The sequence below is a fragment of the Mycobacterium sp. IDUB_36 genome (assembly GCF_055419225.1).
In genome coordinates, this window is record NZ_JBVAXH010000001.1 from 2,367,158 (window position 1) to 2,383,809 (window position 16,652).

A 16,652-nucleotide genomic window follows, 5' to 3' on the forward strand; every position below is an offset into this window, starting at 1 on the left:
TGTTGATCGGTTAAGGGTGTGAATGCTCTGGTGGTCACTGGTTCCGCTCCGTCTCGGCGTTGCGACGGTCCTGTTCGGCAATGCGAGTGACGACATCGGCGATCCAGGGGGCCAGTGCGGTGACCTGAATCTGGTTGTCGGCCAGGCCCGCTGCGACTGCGGAGGGCAACGAGTCGGTGGTGTAGATCCGCCGGTACGGTGCGCGGGCATCAGCTGAGAAATCTGGCTTGGTGAATCCCCCGTGCGTGACCCACAAGTCCAAGATCACATCGTCACTGACAGCGCCAGCCAGAAGCGCGAATGTGCCTCCACCGTCGCAGATGTCATCGACCACCAGGTAGGCGCCCGGTAGCAGGTCCGCGTTCAGCGAATAGTGGCTCAGATGGCCGGTTTTCGGATCCCGGTGCTTGTCGGCCACATAGACCGGTAAGCCCAGCAACGAAGCCACCTCGCTGGCCCGCGCGACCGCCCCCTTGTCCGGGCTGATCACGCCCAGGTGCTGCAAGCGGTCGGGATCCGCGGTCAGCGCGCGCCGGACGATGTCCCCCAGGGGCAGGGTGTGTTCACGGATCGAAGGGTTGGTTTCGCGAAGCGCGGTGAGCCAGACCGGGCTGTGCGGGTCGATCGTGATGATGTCGGTGATACCGGAATCGCCGGCCAGCGCGGCGTTGACTGCCGCCGGACTTGGGATGTCCTTGTCGCCGCGAGCGCTGGGCAGGTAGGGCAAGGCCAGGATTCGGGGCTGGCCGGGAAACACGCTCGCCGTCAGCGACGCCCATTCGCGGACCAGGGTCCAGTCCACCGCGGTGCGAGTGACCTGCAGTAGCTGGACCGCGCCGGGCACAAGATCAGAGTCGGGCCGGCGGCGGACAGTAATGTCACCCATCGGGTAGGCGAACACTTCCAAGGTCTGAGCCTTGATTGCCCCGTCGTCGGTAACTACCTGGAATTGGTACCCCTCGTCGCTCATCCGCTGACCATAGCATAATTTCTCGCAATTCAAATTAAATTACGGGGCAGGTGCGCTTCGCAGGGTTCTCAGACTTCGTGGCGGTTCCGACACCCCCCGCCGCCCTCACACCCCGAGATGTGCCCCGGCTCTATATTGCGCAGTGTGAAATCCTCTGTGCTGCGGCCATATTCGAGCCTGATGGAGCTGCAAGCTCGCGGGTAGCAACTCGAATCTGCTGCCGCGCACAGGGTTTCTGGAATAGGTAAGTGAAGGTCCCCTGCGGAGGCGGGCTGGGTGCAATTCGTCTTATTCGGCGGCTGACCAAAGGTTCACGGTGCGCAGGGCCAGTGCCAAGTCGGACCTGCGTTCCACGCCGGCTTTACAGCTAGCGCGATACACGTGCCCCTCGACGGTGCGCACGGACAGCGACACCGTTTCTGCGATCTCACGATTGCTCATCCCTTGGGCCACCAGAACTGCGATCTCTCGCTCCCGCTGAGTGAAGGGGGCGGTGAGACGGGCATCGATGAGCGCGGCAGTGACCGCGCCACCGCAGGCCGCGGCCAACTGGGCGGCTCGTGCCGCCGAACTCATCGCGCTACCCCGGCGTCCGTTCCTGCGGTGAGCGGCCGCCGCTTGGGCCGAGGCATCTGCAGCAGCCAGGCGATCACCGATGGACTCGAAATCCGCTGAGGTAGAGTCCAACTCGCCGGCATCGTCGGTACTCAGGGCATGCGCGTGGCGGGCTGCCAGTGCGGCCCTGGGACCATCGACGATTTCTGCGAGTTCGGCGAGTCGGCTGGCCGGCGCGGCATCCCCGAATTGCGTGGCAGCCTGCAGGCACATGACTTCACGCGAGAATTGGTGGTGCTCTCTAGCGAATTGAGCTGCAGCCCAAGCTGTTCTACGTGCTTCATCCATCCGCCGGCGTCCTGCGGCGATCCAGGCCTCGGCAAGCCGCGCATTGCTCTCGACATAGACGTAGGCGGGGTGACGATGCTCCCGGGCCGTGCGCAGCGCCGCCTCGGCCTCGTCGAGCGAACCCAGAATGGCCAACGTCTGCGCCAGCAGTAACTGGAATCGGTAGTAGCTATTGGCCAGAACGAAATTGGCATCAGGGTCGGTGGATTGCGTCCTCAGGTGCGTCCTGGCTACCTGCAGATTCCCGGCGGCCAGTGCGGTGACCCCGACGATCGCGCCGGCGACGGACTGCGCGGTGGCCGGACGTTCCTGACTGCGCCGTAGATGGGTAGCGGCCACCTCGACCGCCTGGTCCACGTAGCCGGCCGACAACAGTGCGTAGGAATGGAACTCCGCCAGGGGCTGGCCCAGGAAACTGCTCTGTGGCGACAAGTCGACGACCTCGTAGCACTGGGTGGCCTTGGCGACCGCCGCGGCAGTCTGGCCCAGGTCGGCGAACGTCAACGTTTCGGCGCACAACCCAATGGTGGCGCCGAAGGCGTCCAGACTGCCGTAGTCGACATCCGCCATCACCGCGGCGACTTCACCCGGTCGCGCCGCGAGCGCTAACTGGTTGGCGCGGAACGCGAGTAGCTGCGATCGGCGTTCACCGGAAGCCCCGGCCAGCGCATCGTCGATGACTTGCCACGACTGTTCGGGGGACTGCCGGGTCCACAGCAGGTTCGCCGCGCGCAGGATCACGTCGTTGATGAAGGCCGACGCTGGTACGGACTCGCTGGAGATGGTGTCGAGAACCTGCTCGGTGTCGTCGCCCTTCTGGAGCATCAGCAGGCTGTACGCGAGCTCGACGCGGGTCTCGACGGCGGCACCGGCGTCTGCGGCGGCGCGAGACAGGCGCTCGGCCAGTTCGAATTCGAGCAGAGAGCTGGCAGCGCTGGCCGCAGCGGCCAGCACCGCAGGGTCCGGCGGTACATCCGAATCCAGCCACAACAGGCCACGCCGCACCAAATTGACTCCGGCGCAATCATTTTCCATCGCCTTGGCCACCATGCCGCGCAGGCGCCGGAGTCGTAACGCGCCGCACTGTTCGAGGCGCACTTGGGCGTACATGGGGTGCCCGGCGTACACCGCATCGCCGGTATCAGACGTCCGGATCAGGTCGCGCTGTTGGGCGTCCTCGATTGCCAGCGGGTCAACGAGACGAGCCAGACAGTCGCGATTGATGGGCTCGGCGACCGCCACCAGGTCCACGACGTCACGCACGCTTTCCGGCACGGCCCCGATCTGGTGCTCCACCAGGTCGACCAGCGAAGGCGACACGTGCGGACTGCCGATCCACCGTGCCAATCCTTGTTCGCAGATCAATCTGCCCGCTGCGCATTCTTGCTCGACGAGTTGTCGGAGGTACAACACGTTGCCCCGGGTCAGTCGCCACATCCGGTCGGCGCAGTCGCGATCCGGTGGCGCGCCCAAGGCCAACTCGAGCAGATCATCGGATTCCGGATGAGACAAGGGTTGTAGCTCGAGTCTGCGCAGTAGGCCGTCTTTCCACAGGGCGACCACCGCATCGGGGGCGGCGACGCGGCTACGCATCGTGATGATCACCGATGCGGCCCGTTGTAAGACGAGCTGGTGCACTACCAAAGCCGACAGATCGTCGAGCAGGTGCGCATCGTCGATCACGACCAGGACTCGCCCCGGATCGGTGCCTGCGGTAAGTGCATCGATCACCCGACGGGCCAATGTCAGTGGCGCACCGCCGAACTCGTCCGTCCACGGCGCGAACGCACAGAGCGGAACTGATCTTCCGGTCGCCGTGGCGGCGACGTACCGCACCGCCCAGCCCTTGCCCGCGACCGCGCCGGCAGCGTCGCGGGCCAAGCGCGACTTGCCGACCCCGGCACGGCCTGTCAGAGCGACACCCGAGTATTGCTCGCCCCCCAGCAGTTCCGCGATGACGTTCGACTCGACGTCGCGACCTGTCAGGGGCCAGTGCTCGTGCACACACAGAAGGTTAGCTGGCACTTAGAGGTTGCGCCCCGCGTTGCGTCGATTCGCATTGGTGTATCTGTGCCCCTTCATGATTGGCCGAGGTGGAACAGACGCCTCTCATGAGCACTGTTGGGCTGAACTGCGTAGTCACGCCGAAGCACGGCAAAAATCGAGTAGTCCGACTCGGGTTCGGCACGGCTGTGGCGTGCGCAGGATGGACACGATGTCGAACGCGAACGCTGGAGATCTACCGAGCGCCGACCCCTGCTACGCAGCCGCACTGGCACGGCTTCCGGATGCGTACGCGTCGGTTCTGCGTCTCGCCGAATCAACGGCAACCGCCGACGAAATATGTGCGCGTCTCGGCATCGAACCGGAAAGCTTCGGGCTGCTGCTCGAAGTGGCGTACCGGAAGTTGCGCACAGAATTGTCCCGATCGGCCGAACTCCACCCAGAAAGTCCGGAATGAGCTGCGCCTTCACATTCGGCCACACACGATCGGCGGCCTGGCGATTCATCGCGGTAGCCTTTGCCGTCTCCGCGCTTTCCGGCGTGGCTGCGCCGGCACCGGCAGTTGCCGATCCCCAGTCGTCCGGCTGCGGCGACTGGAACGACACCGGCGGACGGTTCTACCTCTGGGATCAGGTGAAGAGGCGCACACCCGGACATCCCGGCAACAATCTCGAGGTGACGTTCCCCGATCCCAGCCGCGACTACGGGTACGCCGTGCACAACGGCAAGCCTCACGGGCAGTCGAGCACCTATGATCTGCTGCTCATCCCGACCAATCGCATCTCCGGCATCGAATGCCCGAAGATCTGGCAGCCCAACGCATTCAACCTCTGGCAGTACGCCCGGAATGCAGCCCGCCGCATTCCCTCGGGCACCGACATAGCACTAGCCCTCAACTCAGCGGAGATGCGCGACCAGGACCAGTTGCACATTCACGTCAGCCGGCTGCGTAGGGACGCCAAGGACGACCTGAACCGCCAGCAGCAGCTCATCACCACCGACCCAGCCAAATGGCGCAGTGCTGTCATCTCTCTGTTGGGCAGGGACTTTCGCGCGCTGCACGTCAACGATCTGGGCGTCAACCCGTTCAATCTGCTGAAGGACAACGTCGCGCCCACCGACATGTTCGCCCAGACACTCGTCGTGGTGCCAAGTCCCAAAGGCGGGTACGACCTACTGAACAGCCAGTACTCGATGAGCAGCCGCGGGGTCAGGAACGTGGAATTTCTGCTCGACAAGGGGTAGCGATCTCGAACTGCGGGAAGTTCACAACCAACACCGCCCGGAATCGGAATCCCCGTTGAAGGGACCGGTCCCGGGCAGTGTGGGCCAGCAGTGTGAACTCAGCAGCCGTCCGTCGTGGTCAAAGGCCCGTAGACGCCCTTGTCGCTGAATATCAAATTCTTGACCTCGTCCAACAGGAACTTCATCCGCACGTTGTCGTGCGGCCCGCGCTCCAGGTTGCGCCATTTGCCCTGCCAGCACACGCGCCCCCAGGCGTAGAACTTGTCGGTCATGCCGCACGAGCCCAGCGAGACGTCGATCGAGGTCCCGGTGGCCCACGGGTGTGCCGCATCGGTGGTCCAGCCGCCGACGGAACTGCCGCACTGAGTGTGGAACTCACCCCACAGCGGCACCCCGCTCTCGTTCCCGACCGTCACCTGATAGTTCGCGGACGCCAGGGGTGCGGTGGACATCATCGTGCCCGCGGCGAGCACTGCAGCGCCGACTGCGGTCGCGGCCCTCGCAGCGGTAGCGCGGCGACGGGCACCCGCAGGCTTGGTGGTGGATCGCATGGTGCAACTCCTCAAGTTCGGTGGGTTGGTGCTGTGCGTCAATCGTGTGCGCTTGCGGTGTCGTGGGATCCGGTCTCCGCTACGTGTTTCGCCGCCGCTGTTGTGCGGGTGACTACCTAGTTGCGTTGCCCGACTACGCAGCTCAACATCCGTCGGTGACGATCATGTCGATCACTTTGCCGGGGTCCGCACCCGCGGAGGTATAGAGCTTCGGATCGAATTCGAGGTCCTTGTGCCGGAAATATTGGACGGTGGCCAAATTCTTGCCGCGGGGTAGGTTCCACCATCGGTGGCGGTAGCACAGCCGTCCCCATAGGTACATGTCTGACCCGAACGTGCACGACGAGTACGGCATGATCGTCGAGCCGTTCGGCGGAATCGGTTGCGCCGCAGAGGTGGACCACGATTGCACGTGGCTGCCGCACTGGTCGTGCATCTCGCCCCACAGCGGCTCAGAGGTCTGGTTGTACAGCGTGCGGGTGCTATCGGCGTGGGCTGGCGGAGCCACCGCCACGCTAGCGGCGAAAATCATTGCTACCGCGGCAGCGATGGCACCGCCCGGCGATACCAAGTTTCGCTCCGTCAATGTTCGCCCTACCGCTGCCATTCCGTTCTGCTGGGGGTGGATGTACGGCTCGTTCAGCACGAGCTCGTCTCCACCAAATCGGCGGTCTTACCGTCGTCCAATTGGACGTACAGCGTCGGGTTTGTCGCCAGACTCTTCTCGGCGAACGCGTAGTTGTCGCTGTGCCAAGTCGAGCGAGGCAGGTTCCACCAGTAGCCGTGAAAGCACATCCGTCCCCAGACATAGAACAAGTCGAAGGTGCTGCAGTCCTGACGGAGGTGGACCACGTCCTCCTGTTTGACCGGGTGTGCTGCATCCGTCACCCAGTTGGCCGTAGCGCTTCCGCACTGGCTGTGCATCTCGCCGTGCAACGGAACGGAGGTCTTGTTCGTCAACTGCCAGTTCTCCACCATGGCCCCTGCGGTCGGCGCTGCGGCGACAGCCGCGCCCACGAGCGTCATGGTCGCCGCGGCGACCGCCGACCTGTTCACGAATCGCATCGGTGTGGTCCTTTCATCGTCCCCACTGCCGATAGTGGAGCGCCGAGGGACCCTCAGAGCCGGGCAACGACTACTTGATTCACGACGGGCTTTCCCGGCGACTACCTACATGCGACGCGATGACTTACTCGGGTCGCCGTGCGGGTCTCAGACAGGGTCACCCGGTGGCTTCGAGGATCAGCCGCACCGTCTCCTCGGGTTGATCCCAATGCGGGAAGTGGCCGCAGTCGGAGAACCAGTGCAGGGAGGCGTCGGGAAAGGCTCGCATCGCGGTGTCGGCTTCGCTCGGCAGGGTCACACGATCGTTGCGACCCCAGCCGATCGTGACCCGCCCCTTCAACGAACCTGCCGGTGCGCCTTGCTGTTTGGGACCGTGCACCAGCGCTCGCACCGCGTCGTTCAGGCTCGGAGAGCTGTTGAAGTTGCGCAGTTCTCCCAGCACCAGGTCGGCGGGGAGCCGCCAGGGTTTGGCGGAGAACTGCAGCAGCAGCGCCGTGCGCCCGACGGCGCTCTTGGTCAGGGCCGGCAGCAGCGGTTGAATGCGCTTGACCAAGGCGAGCGACGGACCCACGGTGGCGCCGAAGATCTTGACCTGTCGGTCGGACCAGAAACCTCCCGGATCGAGCGCGACGACATCACCGGCATGACCGCGGCGGGCCAAGTCGAGCACAATGCGAGCGCCCATCGAACTACCGACCACGTCAACGTCGCCGAGATCCTGCTCCGCGATGAAATTCTCGACCGCGTCGGTGAGGGAGGCGACGGAGACCTCACCGGTCAGGGGTGGGCTCTGTCCGAAGCCGGGAAGGTCCACGGCGATCACCGTGCGTTCGCGGGCTAGTGCAGGGACGACGAGGTCCCAGTTGTGCAGGTTGGAGATGCCGTGGACGAGTAGGAGCGGTTTGCCGGCTCCGGTGCGAACTGAATGCATCCCTAGGGGATACCCCCGGGTTAAACGGCCGGACCGTGCAAGACGTCACCGCCGCGGAGCGTCTTGGATGGGGGCCACCAGCATCGACCTGCCGGCCCGGAATAAACCCCGCAACCGATGAGCTTGGCTGAAGAGTCGCCGTCACCCCGCCTCAGGAGCATGCATGACTCGTCCCGTTCGCGTCGCCGTTCAGATCCAACCGGGAGGCACGCCCGACTACCGCACGTGGCGCGATGCCGTGCTGGCCGCCGACGATCTCGGTGTCGACGTCATCTTCGGCTACGACCACTTCCACCGCCCGGCGATGCAGGGCATCGTCGACGGCAAACCCGTCCTGTACGAGGAGCAACCGGACGTCGCCAACTTCGAGGGCTGGACCGCGCTTGCGTCGTGGGGCGAGATCACCTCACACGCTGAGATCGGGTTACTCGTCACCGGCGTCGGCTATCGCAACCCCGACCTGCTCGCCGACATGGCGCGCACCGTCGACCACATCAGCGGAGGTCGCCTCATCCTCGGCCTCGGTGCCGGTTGGTACGAAAAGGACTACACCACATATGGTTACGACTTCGGCAGCTTCGGCTCACGCTTTGATCTGTTCGACGAGAGTCTGACCCGCATCGAGAACCGGCTCGCCGCACTGATCCCGCCGCCCTTGCGCAAGCTCCCGATCCTCATCGGCGGCACGGGGCCCAAGCGCTCGCTGCCCGCCGTTGCCAAGCACGCCGACATCTGGCATGCGTTCCAGGACCTCGACGCGTTCCGCCGGTCCAGCGAACGGGTCGACCAGCTGGCGACGACCTTCGGCCGCAACGGCGCCGACATCGAACGCTCGACGCTCTGGACGGGCGGCCACAGTGCCGATGCCTTCCGCGAGTCAGGCGTCACGCTGTTCCAGACAGAACTCACCTCTGACAACGGATACGACCTCGCGAATCTCAAAGAGGTCCTTAACTGGCGAGACAACGGCTGACGCGACCACGCGACTGCCGCCCAGGGAAGCGTCTCTTGCCGAACGTGTTTGGGACCTGAGCGTGCACGGCACCCCATCTGACATTCCGCTGTTGTAGGGTCCCGCTCTTTGTGTCCACTCGTGATCAATTGAGGAGGAGATCATCGCGGCGCGTCCCCAGCGTGCGGCGATCATCAGTTCGGATTGTCGGCCGGGAATTCTTGAGCTGGATGTCGTCGAACTGCAACGCTTAGCGCCGATTTCGACCTTGTTAACCTCTTTTCATGCCACGAAAATTCAGTGACGAAGAAATTGAGGCGTATCTCGATAGCCGCCCATCGTGGGCGATGCTGAGCACTATCGACGCAGACGGATTCCCGCACACCGTGCCCCTTGGATACTTCCGCTTTGGCAGCGACATCGTCATGGGTGTCCGAGATGGGACACGCAAAGTCGCCAATGTCGAAAGCAACCCGAACGTGAGCGTCATGCTGGAAGACGGCTCAAGCATGGCAGATATCCGGGGAGTGATGTTCCAAGGTCACGCCCGCATCGTTCGCGAGCCAAACGAAACACTTGAGCTCGCTAGGGAAGGTGCCCGGAAACGGGGCGTGCCCGAGTCCGAATGGCCGACCGCACCCAGACCGGGCTCCACCTACATCCGCGTGACGCCTGTCAGAACATTGTCTTGGGACTACGCACCTTCAACGCCGGACCAGGATTAGGAAAACTGTTGCGGCGCAGGGGCTAGACGCTGCGCAGCGTCAGCAGGGTGAGCTCACTGGGTGCGAATACCCGGAAGGGCGGGCCCCAGAAGCCGCTGCCCCTGCTCGTATACAGCTGTGTGCGCTCGCCGTGCCGGCTCAACCCGTGCACCACGGGCTGGTCAAGCCGGACAAGGAAATTGAACGGCCAGATCTGCCCGCCGTGGGTGTGCCCCGAGAGTTGCAGATCGACACCCGCCCCGACCGCATGCGAGACGAGCTTGGGCTGGTGCGCGAGAAGCAGCACGGGCAGGGTCGGGTCTGCCCCCACGAGCGCCGCGCCGACGTCGGCGCCGTGCCCCTCGAGACCAGATCCCCGCGCGGTCACGTCGTCGACGCCGGCAATCACCAGCGCGTCGCCGCCACGTTCAACCACCACGTGCCGGTTGCGCAGCGTCTCCCAGCCGATGCTCTGCATGAAATCCAGCCAGCCCTCGGCCTCGCTGAAGTACTCATGGTTGCCGGTCACGTACAAGCGGGAATGCGTCGCTCGCACACGGGCGAGCGGTGCGGCCTGCGCCTCCCGCACATCCGCTGTGCCGTCGGCAATATCACCGAGGTGGCACACCACGTCGGCGTCGAGTTCGTTGACCCGTTCGACCATCGCCGCGGACCAGCCGGCGCGGTCGAGCGGGCCGTAGTGCGTGTCGGTGATGATCGCCACCCGCAGGCCGTCCATCCCCGCGCCGAGCCGCGGAATCGTCACGTCGACGTGCTTGACACGCGGCACCCGCATCGCCTCGAAATGACCCCACCCGAGCAGCGCAACGACCACGACGACGACCGTGGCCGCGACGACCCGGGACCTTGCCGGATCCCCGAACCCGAACACCAGCAGAGCCACACGAAGCACTTGAGACAACACCGACCAGACGAAGAGCACCCACACGGCACCCAGTAGCACCCCGCCGGTCACGGCCGCGCCGTCCCGGTGCCTGCGCCCGTGCCCCCGCACCGTCGTCATCAGCAGCCCGACCATTGCGGCGACGAACGCGAGCGTCCCGACCACCAAAACAGCGGTGGGCCACCGAGTGCCCGCGATCAACAACGTCCACCACGGCACCCCGAACAGCAGCGCCACGATCGCCGACACCACAAGCAGACGGCGCGCTCGCACGTGTCTGACAGCTTGTGCCCGCAGGGTCTGATCAGCCATTGATAACGACGCTACCTGCCACCGCGCGCCGCTACCGTCGAGCACGACGCCGCCGACGGGCGGGGCTCGCAGCACTCGCGTAGGCACGGCGAATTTCAGCTGCAGCCAATCCAGCGCCGTCGAACGCGGTGCTCGAAGCGAAGCCGTTGGAGGGACGCTAGGTCTCGGGCCAGTTGCGGCTGATCACGACGATGTCGAGGTTAAGGGGGCTCGTCTTCGGCAAGCGAACCGTCGGTCGCGGCTAGGTGGCCCATGATTCGTTCGTTGAGGGTGGCGAGCGTGTTGAGCTCCTCTGGAGTGAACAGGTTGATGAAGTTGCGGCGGACGTCCTTCACGTGTCGTGGTGCGGCTGTTTCGATGGCGGCGCGTCCGGCGGGCAGCAGTCGAACCACTGTGCTGCGTGCGTCGTCGGGGTTAAGTTCGCGGCCGATCAGCCCTCTGTTCTGCATGCGCCGCAGCTGATGGGAGAGGCGACTCTTCTCCCAGTCCACTGCAGCGCCTAGCTCGTGGGCAGGCATGCTGCCCCCGTCCGTCGCCGAAAGCTCCACGAGAATGTCGTAGTCGGGCCCGGAAAGCCCCGACTGCAGGCGCCGATTCAGGTGCGCAACGAGCTGCCGCTGCGCGAATACAAAGGCCCGCCACGCGCGAGCTTCGTCGGGGCTCAGCCAGCTCGGCTCCATCGGGAACCACCCTACCCCGATTAGTTGACGCGTCACCGAAGACACGCCTATGGTTGATACGTCATCTAGTTGCATAGTCAACCAGATTGGAGCAACCGTGAGCAGCATCAGCATCATCGGCCTCGGCACGATGGCCAGCGCCCTGGCCAACCGCGCACTCGCAAACGGCAACGCCGTCGAGATCATCGGCCGCGACGCGGCCAAGGCCAACGACTTGGCCGCCAAGCTCGACGGCGCCGCCATCGGAACGAGCGGAACGGCGCCGGCCGGGGACATTGTCATCCTCGCCGTGCCCTACTCCAGCGCGGCGGAAGTGGTCCGTGAGTACGGGGACGCCCTGAACGGCAAAATTGTCATCGACATCACGAACCCCGCCAACTCCGACCTTTCGGGCTTGGTCACTCCCGAGGGCAGTTCCGGAGCGCAGGAAATCGCCAAGGCCGCGCCAGCCGGCGCACATGTCGTCAAGGCGTTCAACACCGTTTTTGCCAACGTGCTCTCGGCCGCCGCGGACCAGGGCCGCTCGTTGGATGTGTTCATTGCCGGCGACGACGCCAAGGCGAAGAGAGATGTGTCGGCATTCATCGAAAGCCTAGGCCTGCGCCCTATCGATGCCGGGCCGCTGGCCTTGGCGAGCGCGTTAGAAAACACGGGCCTGCTGGAGATGAACCTCATGAACACGCTCCAACACGCCAACTTTGCCTTGGGCATCACGCTTCTCGACTAGGGGCAGCTACGCCTACAAACTGAAAGGACAGTTACATGCGCGTTTTCGTTACTGGCGGAACCGGCCATACCGGCTCGCACATAATTCCCGAGCTCATCACCGCCGGGCACGAGGTCACCGGCCTGGCCCGCTCGGACGAGTCCGCGGCAGTGCTGTCCGCGCAAGGCGCGAAGGTACGTCGCGGTGACCTCGAGGATCTCGACGGGCTCAAGGAGGCGGCCGCGAACTCCGACGGGGTCATCCATGTCGCACACCGGCAAGATCTGCTTCCCTCCGGCGGGATGGCCGCCGTGGCCGCCGCGGAGCTGCCGATCATGCTCGCCTACGGCGAGGCACTGGAAGGGACCGGAAAGCCGCTGGTCGCCGCCGGCAGCATCGGCTCGGCCGGAAGCCTGGGCCGACCGGCCACCGAGGCGGACCCGGCCCTTCCGAGCAGGGACGAGGACAAGGGCACCCTGCGGGCTCGCAACGTCGTCGAACGCGCCGTGATCGGCCTCGCGGAGCAGGGGGTGCGGTCTTCGATCGTGCGGCTTCCGCTTATCGCGCACGACGCAACCGACAGCACCGGGTTTCTGCCGGGGCTGATCGCGCTCGCGAAGGAGAAGGGTTTCGCCGGCTACCCCGGAGACGGTGCCAACCTGTGGTGTGCCGTGCACATCCGCGATGTCGCCTCCTTGTTCCGATTAGCGTTGGAGAAGGGGCCGTCTGGCAGATATTGGCACGCGATTGCGGAGGGGGAAATCCCGTTCCGCGAGATCGCCGAGGCGATCGGCAGCCGTCTGGATCTGCCCGTCGTGAGCATTCCTGAGGACGTCTTGATGCTGCCGGGATACTTCGGTCAGTTCATGAATCTGGTCACGGGGTCCTTCCCCGCGTCCAGCCTCGTTACGCGCGAGATTCTGGACTGGGAACCCGCACAGCCAGGCCTGTTCGCCGACCTGGACAACGGCCACTACTTCCCCGCCAACTGAGACCCAGGAGTAACTTTGACTTCCCTCGCCCCGCACCGCGACACGCTGGAGTCCTTCGTCGATTGCATCAATGACGCTGACATCAATGGCGTCGATACGGATGCCCTCTCCCGTTTACTCGCCGAGGACGTGGTGATCTACGGGCCGTTCAGCGATGACCCGGTCAGCGGCCGCGACGCAGTCGTGGAAACCATCCGAAGCGTTAACCGACTGTCGACCGACGACACCTACACGGAGGTCCTCAGCGGCGACACCCACCACGCTGCGCATTTCCGTCTGCAGATCGGAGACGCCGCAGTCAACGGGATCTTCATGGTTCTGCTCAACGTGGACGGAGAGATCGTCGAGGTCCAAATTTTCTACCGCACGCTGCCAGCGGGCGTCGCGCTCCAGCAAAATATGGCCAACACTCTCGGTTGGCAACCATGGGAATTGCGCACCGACGACTAGGCGGTGATCTCGACTCAAATCCCTTGGGACAGCAGGCTGAATGATCATGGCCGCATCATCGTCAGCCGAGGCCAGAGAAAATGGGGGCCAATAAGGATGCCTGCGTTTACTCGCGTTTCGCGATTACCTGGCTTGCGAAATCCAGCATCTGTTCGAGGCTGGGGAACATTGCGAAGGCATCCAGGATCGCCTCGTCAATGCCGGACGCCGCAAAGCGCTCGAGCTTCGCGGCAACCGAGTCAACGGACATATCTGGCTCGAGGTTGACCCGCACGGCCGTCTTCAGCGCATCGGGGTCGCGGCCGGCGTCCTGCGCGGCACGACGAGCAATCGACCACAAGTGGTCGGAGTCCTGCAGCCCCTCGACCCCGAGCCAGCCGGTGCCGCTGCGGCCGACCCGGCGCATGGCGGCCTCGCTGGTACCGCCGATCCAGATGGGCGGACCGCCCACCTGGACCGGGCGCAGGTCGGCATGGACCGGCGGCATCTCAAAGAACTCGCTGTCCCAGGACACCGGGGTAGTCGTCCACCACTTCTGCAGGAACGCCAGTACGTCATCGAGCATCCGCCCGCGCCGGTGCCAGTCCGCGCCGCGGGCGATGTCGAATTCGTCCTTCATCCACCCGACTCCCACGCCGACGTCAAGGCGTCCGTCGCTGAGCACGTCGAGCGTGGTCAGTAGTCGGGCCAGGTGTGCCGGCTCGTAGTAAAACGTGCTGAATGTGCTCGAATTCAGCCGCACCCGACTGGTCGCAGTCGCCGCGACCGTCCACAGCAGCACCGGGTCGAGGTAGCGCTTCATTTGCGGCGGGTACGGCTGCTCCTTGTCCTTGCCCGGATAGGTGCTTTGCATATGGACCGGCGTGATCAGTCGATCGCCGACCCACAGCGTGTCGTAGCCAAGGTCCTCGAGTTCGCTGCAGAACGCGCTCAGACCAGCGGCGCTGCTGACAGCGGGCCCGACGAAGGGAAGAACGAAACCAACCTTCATCGCGGTAATCCTTTCCAGGCAGCCGATCCTCGGCCGCCACTGATGCTTGGCACTGCGAATGCCTCGTTGTTTGGATAGACGGCGCCCTGCCGTTCACAGCTTCGGGTGTGTGGGCGGCAGTGCGGCTCAGCCCAGCAGGGTGACACCGAGGGCGAAGTCGAGGTTGCCCACTCCGTGTTGAGCGAGACCTACCGCGACCAGGCCCATTCCTTCCAGGTAGTGGGCCATGTTCAAGCCGCCGACGTCTAGCGGTCGCAGCTCGAGGGTCTCGATGAATTCCGCCACAGCTGCCTTGGCGTGCTCGTCGTCGCCGGCGAGGAAGGTGTCGAGACGCTCGCCCTTGGCCAGGACGACTTGGAAGAGGGTGTTGAACGTCTTCACGACATGGGCGCTGGCCGGGGCGGCCTCGGCGACCATTTGCGCGATCGAGGTGTCGGCTGGAATGGCCAGCCCGGTGCCACTGTCGTTGAAGGGGTTGGTGATGTCGACGATGATCTTGCCCGCCAGTGCATCCCCGTACTCGCTGACGGCCGGTACGGCGCTGGCGAACAGCACAGCGAGGATGACGATGTCACCGGCCGGGGCGGCGCCCCACGTTCCTGCCGTGGCGCCGCCGCCGAGATCCTTGGCCAGGTCTGCTGCCTTGGACTGATCACGGCCGATGATCTCGACGGTGTTGCCGCCTTTGACCGCCAGCTTGCCGATGGTGCGGGCCATTTTCCCGGTGCCGATGAGGCTGATGTTGCTCATTAGAGTTCCTATCTTGATTAGTCGAAAGAGTTGATTTATCTAGACAATTCAGAATTTCGAGTCCGCAACCAACGAGGAAGCGTGGCGGCGGTTGGAACCGCAGTGGCCCAGCCCTCATGTCGGGCCCGGCAGAGAGCACGGAGCTCGTCTCTACTCCCCGTTCGTGCGCAGTTCCCAGGGCTGCATGCCAAGCGGTTCCGCAAGGTGTGCCTGCATCTGGACGCCGTCAGGAAGCGGCCGCCAAAATATGGTCACCTCGGCGATGTTGCCCTCGGCGTCGAGCCGGATGTAGTCCATCCCGTCCACCGCGGTGTCTTGGATCTGCAGCCGGAAGTACGCAGCATGGTGCGTCTCGCCGCTGAGGACTTCTTTGTAGGTGAGGTCGGCCGACCCGCCGATTCCCTGCATTGCCTCCAGGACCGCCTCGCGGCCGCTGGTGGGCTCGTTGCCGAGCGGGCTGTAAAGCACTACGTCCTTGGCGAGGATTTTGGATAGATCGTCGCTGTTGGCGCCGCCGTGCATGGCGTCGACGAAGGCATCGACGGTGTCACGTCCGGGGCAAAAGTGGTCATGGGTTCTCCTTCAGTCGTTTGTTGCGCGGGGTTGCTGAGACCCGCTCTCGCTGCCAACCCACTTCGGGCCGGGGTGCCAGGTCATCGAAATGTGAGATGAACTCGCCGATCGAGGACCGAGCCCTGCGGAGTCGGATTGGCGAGTTCATCAGTCGTCGCCTGCTAGATCACGGTGGTGCCGCCGTCGACGACGAGTTCCATGCCGTTGACGTAGCTGGAGTCGTCGGAGGCGAGGAACAACGCGGCCGAGGCGATCTCCTCGGGTTGGCCCATCTCGCGCCGCGGGATCACGGACTCGAACTGTGCCTTGGCCTCCTCGTCCATCACCTTCGCCAACATCGGCGAGCCCACCTGGCCGGGGGTCAGCACGTTCACCCGGATCTTCCGGTCCCTCAACTCCGACACCCACACCCGTGCGTAGGCGGGCAGCACCGCCTTGCTTCCCGCGTAAACGCTCCAGTTCGGGTAGCCCCGCAGCGATGCGTTCGAGCCGGTCATGAAGATCGAACCGCCGTCGTTGAACAGCGGCAGCGCCTTTTGGACCGTAAAGAGGGTGCCGCGCGCGTTCAGCCAGAAGGCGTCGTGAAAGTCCTCCTCGGTGATCTCACCGAGCTTGCCCTGCTTGCCTATCCCGGCGCTTGCCCACAACACGTCGATGGCGCCCTTTTCCTGCTTGACCGTGTCGAACAAGCGGTCCAGATCATCGAGGTCGCTTGAATCGCCTTGCACGGCAGTCACATTCCGCCCGATCTGTTCGACGGCTTCTTCCAGCGCGTCCTCCCGTCGGCCCGTGATGAAGACGTGGGCTCCTTCCTCAACGAATAACTTCGCGCCGGCCAGCGCCATGCCACTTGTCGCGCCGGTGATCACCGCGACCTTGCCGTCGAGCTTTCCCATGAGAACTCCATCCGTTCGATGCCGATGCTATGTACACCGGTCTGTGTGTTTAACGTATCGGACGCCGGCGCGG

19 protein-coding genes are annotated in these 16,652 nt (G+C 64.5%); 7 read left to right on the top strand and 12 right to left on the bottom strand.

Annotated features, from left to right (window positions below; genetic code table 11):
* Window positions 1–34: 34 nt before the first annotated feature.
* Together ACZYW1_RS11655 and ACZYW1_RS11660 are read right to left on the bottom strand one after the other, a co-directional pair.
* Complete coding sequence (locus tag ACZYW1_RS11655) at window positions 35–970, bottom strand: phosphoribosyltransferase family protein (RefSeq protein ID WP_463785902.1); 936 nt, start codon at window positions 968–970, stop codon at window positions 35–37.
* Between the two features lie 288 nt (window positions 971–1,258).
* Entirely contained in the window at window positions 1,259–3,877 is a 2,619-nt protein-coding gene (locus ACZYW1_RS11660) for a helix-turn-helix transcriptional regulator (protein WP_463785904.1), read from the bottom strand.
* Window positions 3,878–4,088: 211 nt separating this feature from the next.
* Between ACZYW1_RS11660 and ACZYW1_RS11665 the strand changes: the two genes are divergently transcribed.
* Window positions 4,089–4,334 (top strand): RNA polymerase sigma factor sigma-70 region 4 domain-containing protein, encoded by a 246-nt coding sequence (locus tag ACZYW1_RS11665; RefSeq protein WP_463785906.1) that lies wholly within the window; start codon window positions 4,089–4,091, stop codon window positions 4,332–4,334.
* Between the two features lie 83 nt (window positions 4,335–4,417).
* Window positions 4,418–5,122, top strand: a complete 705-nt coding sequence (locus ACZYW1_RS11670) for a CDP-diacylglycerol diphosphatase (protein ID WP_463785908.1) — start codon at window positions 4,418–4,420, stop codon at window positions 5,120–5,122.
* Between the two features lie 98 nt (window positions 5,123–5,220).
* Here the strand turns inward: ACZYW1_RS11670 and ACZYW1_RS11675 are convergent, their stop codons facing one another.
* The 4 genes from ACZYW1_RS11675 to ACZYW1_RS11690 all read right to left on the bottom strand — a co-directional run bounded on the left by ACZYW1_RS11675 (window position 5,221) and on the right by ACZYW1_RS11690 (window position 7,669).
* A complete protein-coding gene (locus ACZYW1_RS11675) occupies window positions 5,221–5,673 on the bottom strand; it encodes a hypothetical protein (RefSeq protein ID WP_463785909.1) in 453 nt (150 codons plus the stop codon).
* A gap of 142 nt (window positions 5,674–5,815) precedes the next feature.
* On the bottom strand, window positions 5,816–6,181 hold the full coding sequence (locus ACZYW1_RS11680) for a hypothetical protein (RefSeq protein ID WP_463785911.1): 366 nt from the start codon (window positions 6,179–6,181) through the stop codon (window positions 5,816–5,818).
* A gap of 131 nt (window positions 6,182–6,312) precedes the next feature.
* Window positions 6,313–6,738 (bottom strand): hypothetical protein, encoded by a 426-nt coding sequence (locus ACZYW1_RS11685; protein ID WP_463785912.1) that lies wholly within the window; start codon window positions 6,736–6,738, stop codon window positions 6,313–6,315.
* Between the two features lie 157 nt (window positions 6,739–6,895).
* Window positions 6,896–7,669, bottom strand: a complete 774-nt coding sequence (locus ACZYW1_RS11690; protein WP_463785914.1) for an alpha/beta fold hydrolase — start codon at window positions 7,667–7,669, stop codon at window positions 6,896–6,898.
* Window positions 7,670–7,832: 163 nt separating this feature from the next.
* Here ACZYW1_RS11690 and ACZYW1_RS11695 point away from each other — a divergent pair, with 163 nt between their 5' ends.
* Both ACZYW1_RS11695 and ACZYW1_RS11700 read left to right on the top strand, forming a co-directional pair.
* Window positions 7,833–8,642: an LLM class F420-dependent oxidoreductase gene (locus tag ACZYW1_RS11695; protein ID WP_463785917.1), complete on the top strand. Its 810-nt coding sequence runs from the start codon at window positions 7,833–7,835 to the stop codon at window positions 8,640–8,642.
* A 263-nt stretch (window positions 8,643–8,905) separates the two neighbouring features.
* Window positions 8,906–9,346, top strand: coding sequence for a pyridoxamine 5'-phosphate oxidase family protein (locus tag ACZYW1_RS11700; RefSeq protein ID WP_463785918.1), 441 nt, complete (start codon window positions 8,906–8,908; stop codon window positions 9,344–9,346).
* A gap of 22 nt (window positions 9,347–9,368) precedes the next feature.
* Here ACZYW1_RS11700 and ACZYW1_RS11705 read toward each other — a convergent pair whose 3' ends face one another.
* On the bottom strand, window positions 9,369–10,541 hold the full coding sequence (locus ACZYW1_RS11705; protein WP_463785921.1) for a metallophosphoesterase: 1,173 nt from the start codon (window positions 10,539–10,541) through the stop codon (window positions 9,369–9,371).
* 200 nt (window positions 10,542–10,741) lie between these two features.
* Complete coding sequence (locus tag ACZYW1_RS11710; protein WP_463785923.1) at window positions 10,742–11,221, bottom strand: MarR family winged helix-turn-helix transcriptional regulator; 480 nt, start codon at window positions 11,219–11,221, stop codon at window positions 10,742–10,744.
* Between the two features lie 97 nt (window positions 11,222–11,318).
* Between ACZYW1_RS11710 and ACZYW1_RS11715 the strand changes: the two genes are divergently transcribed.
* From ACZYW1_RS11715 to ACZYW1_RS11725, 3 genes are read left to right on the top strand one after another with little or no spacing between them, the layout of a single operon-like run.
* Entirely contained in the window at window positions 11,319–11,948 is a 630-nt protein-coding gene (locus tag ACZYW1_RS11715; protein ID WP_463785925.1) for an NADPH-dependent F420 reductase, read from the top strand.
* A gap of 35 nt (window positions 11,949–11,983) precedes the next feature.
* Entirely contained in the window at window positions 11,984–12,919 is a 936-nt protein-coding gene (locus ACZYW1_RS11720) for an SDR family oxidoreductase (RefSeq protein WP_463785927.1), read from the top strand.
* A gap of 15 nt (window positions 12,920–12,934) precedes the next feature.
* Complete coding sequence (locus ACZYW1_RS11725) at window positions 12,935–13,369, top strand: nuclear transport factor 2 family protein (RefSeq protein ID WP_463785929.1); 435 nt, start codon at window positions 12,935–12,937, stop codon at window positions 13,367–13,369.
* Window positions 13,370–13,475: 106 nt separating this feature from the next.
* On the opposite strand, the gene ACZYW1_RS11730 is transcribed toward ACZYW1_RS11725, so the two are convergent.
* From ACZYW1_RS11730 to ACZYW1_RS11745, 4 genes are all read right to left on the bottom strand, one after another.
* Window positions 13,476–14,360, bottom strand: coding sequence for a TIGR03619 family F420-dependent LLM class oxidoreductase (locus ACZYW1_RS11730; RefSeq protein ID WP_463785930.1), 885 nt, complete (start codon window positions 14,358–14,360; stop codon window positions 13,476–13,478).
* A gap of 126 nt (window positions 14,361–14,486) precedes the next feature.
* On the bottom strand, window positions 14,487–15,110 hold the full coding sequence (locus tag ACZYW1_RS11735; protein ID WP_463785932.1) for an NADPH-dependent F420 reductase: 624 nt from the start codon (window positions 15,108–15,110) through the stop codon (window positions 14,487–14,489).
* A gap of 150 nt (window positions 15,111–15,260) precedes the next feature.
* The gene (locus ACZYW1_RS11740) at window positions 15,261–15,632 is read right to left on the bottom strand and encodes a nuclear transport factor 2 family protein (protein WP_463785934.1); all 372 of its coding nucleotides are present in this window, start codon (window positions 15,630–15,632) and stop codon (window positions 15,261–15,263) included.
* 212 nt (window positions 15,633–15,844) lie between these two features.
* A complete protein-coding gene (locus ACZYW1_RS11745; protein ID WP_463785935.1) occupies window positions 15,845–16,579 on the bottom strand; it encodes an SDR family NAD(P)-dependent oxidoreductase in 735 nt (244 codons plus the stop codon).
* Window positions 16,580–16,652: the final 73 nt, after the last annotated feature.